This is a genomic window from Burkholderia sp. LMG 13014 (assembly GCF_905232215.1).
GTDB lineage: Bacteria > Pseudomonadota > Gammaproteobacteria > Burkholderiales > Burkholderiaceae > Burkholderia.
Window position 1 is genome coordinate 1 of the sequence record NZ_CAJNKE010000857.1, and the last position, 1,912, is coordinate 1,912.

2 protein-coding genes are annotated in these 1,912 nt (G+C 54.5%); both read right to left on the reverse strand.

All coding sequences use genetic code 11. The features are described from left to right. The coding region (locus tag JYJ84_RS35455) for a hypothetical protein (RefSeq protein WP_205186834.1) at positions 1-690 on the reverse strand (690 nt) is incomplete at its 3' end. Continuing rightward, a partial coding sequence (locus tag JYJ84_RS35460) for a site-specific integrase (RefSeq protein WP_175221296.1) occupies positions 683-1,912 on the reverse strand: 1,230 nt, incomplete at its 5' end. The genes JYJ84_RS35460 and JYJ84_RS35455, both read right to left, overlap by 8 nt.

Below are 1,912 nucleotides of genomic sequence, written 5' to 3' on the forward strand. Positions count from 1 at the left end.
AGCCGCGTTAGGAGAGGGCTCAATCCCGACTGCCTGAGCGGGAGTCATTCCCATCCGCAATTTCTCGGAAATCTTCCAATATTCGACCCCGAATTGTGCGGCTGCTTCCGACACCGAATATGTCTTGCCGTCGATGACCATGGGAGGGAAATCGAACTTCTGGGGCCTAGATGGGATGCCGTTCCCGGAAGGTACATAGCCATTCAGCACGCTGTCCGCTAGACCAACCCAGCGAGCGACACTTTCATTGACGACCTCTTCTTCATCATCGGTGTAGGCGGAGCGCTGCTTCGTTTCTGACACTCCCTTCGGCATCGATGTGTGAAACACCAAGGTGTCGATGATTCGTAGGGCATATGCTATGCCCATTACTTGCCTTACAATTTTGTAAAGGCTGTAGCGGGTCTTGCTTGCGAGGTCTTGCTTTCTCAGCCACTCACTGAACCGGCTTAGCGCGTCCGCCTCCCAGTACAAGCTCAGAAAGAAGCGCTTGTCGTTCTCAAGCTCAGCGTATGAAGCGTTAGTTTCGGAGACAAAGCGGACGTACGTGTTCGACGCCCACCTGATACTTGCAGCGTACGGCTCTTTGCATTCCGATTCAACTTGGTTGAACATCCACCGGATTTGGGCATACGGGTCCGCCACGGTCGGCTGCGGGGCCTTGTACAGGCGCGCCAGTTTCTCAGACATGGTGGCCACGCTTCTCCCGGTGCTGCAACGGTCCAAGGAAAGTCTCTTTACGGATGTGCTCAGCTTCATGCAGCCGATTCATCTCTTGGCCTTTCTTCGTCAGTTTCATTAGCAAGGCAGGCGGAATCTGAGTGTAGATTTCCGTAGTCGCCAAGGAGGCATGGCCGAGCATCTGTTGTGCGATTAGCATCCGCTCTTCGTACGTTTTACCAATGTCGGAACGCAACACTGAATACGCTGTTCCGTGTCGCATCCAATGTGTCGACATGGCATCGTTGGCGTCCCCCCTGCGCACTGCCGCTTTGAATTGCTTCGACGCGTTCCTGTTGCTCCATCTAAGTTGATTGACCGTCAGAAACACGGGCTTTCGAGGGTCTCTAATGTCCCAGTTCGGTGCGAGCTTGTACTCAGGGCTGCTGTGGTACCGCTTGATGCGATTGAGTACTGCACGCGAAATCAAGGTTGATTTCTCTGTGGTCTGGCCGCCCCGACCCTTCGCGCGACGGACCGAGAGAGGAAGAAATTCGAAAGCAGGGTTGTACATCGCTGGGTCAGGGAGGTCGCTAACTGACATGCCTGTTACTTCAGAGATTCGAAGACCTGTGTCGAACTGTGTATGGAACATGCATCTTTCGCATTCGTTGTGCATACCATTCAAAGCTGCGATGAGGTGCTCCGCCGCAATGAACTTTGGGCTTCGTGGCGCTGGTGAGGCGGTGATATAGCGCAAATTGCCGTCTCGACCATATGGCGAATTTTCTTGGTCCCTGAGGTTCCCTGCATCCTTCGTAGCGAGCCATTCTAAGAAGGTTCGGATACACGCTTCCCGATTGTGCATCGTCGTGTGTTCCAAGCCCTGGCTGTCGCTCATGTCCTTCAGCCAAGCGGTCAGGTTCTGGCGGTTGAGACGAAGAATGTTCTCGTCTACGGTCAGGTGTGGGAAGGGTCCTTTCGTCTCAATCCAGCGGCACAAATACGAAACGATGCGACCGTACAGTTCGACGGTACTCATGGCGAGAGACACGCCTGCCACGGCAACAAGGCTGCGCAACCACAGATGAGCAGTAACCACGATAGCCCCGCTGCTGTCAGTAACACTGAGAACGGGCTTGCCGCCGCCTGACAGAAGTTCGAGGGGCACACCTTCAGACGCGATGGTTACGATACGTGGGGGCTCTTTAACGTACACGAAGCTCGAACTTAGAGGGTCAACGGCTGCCAT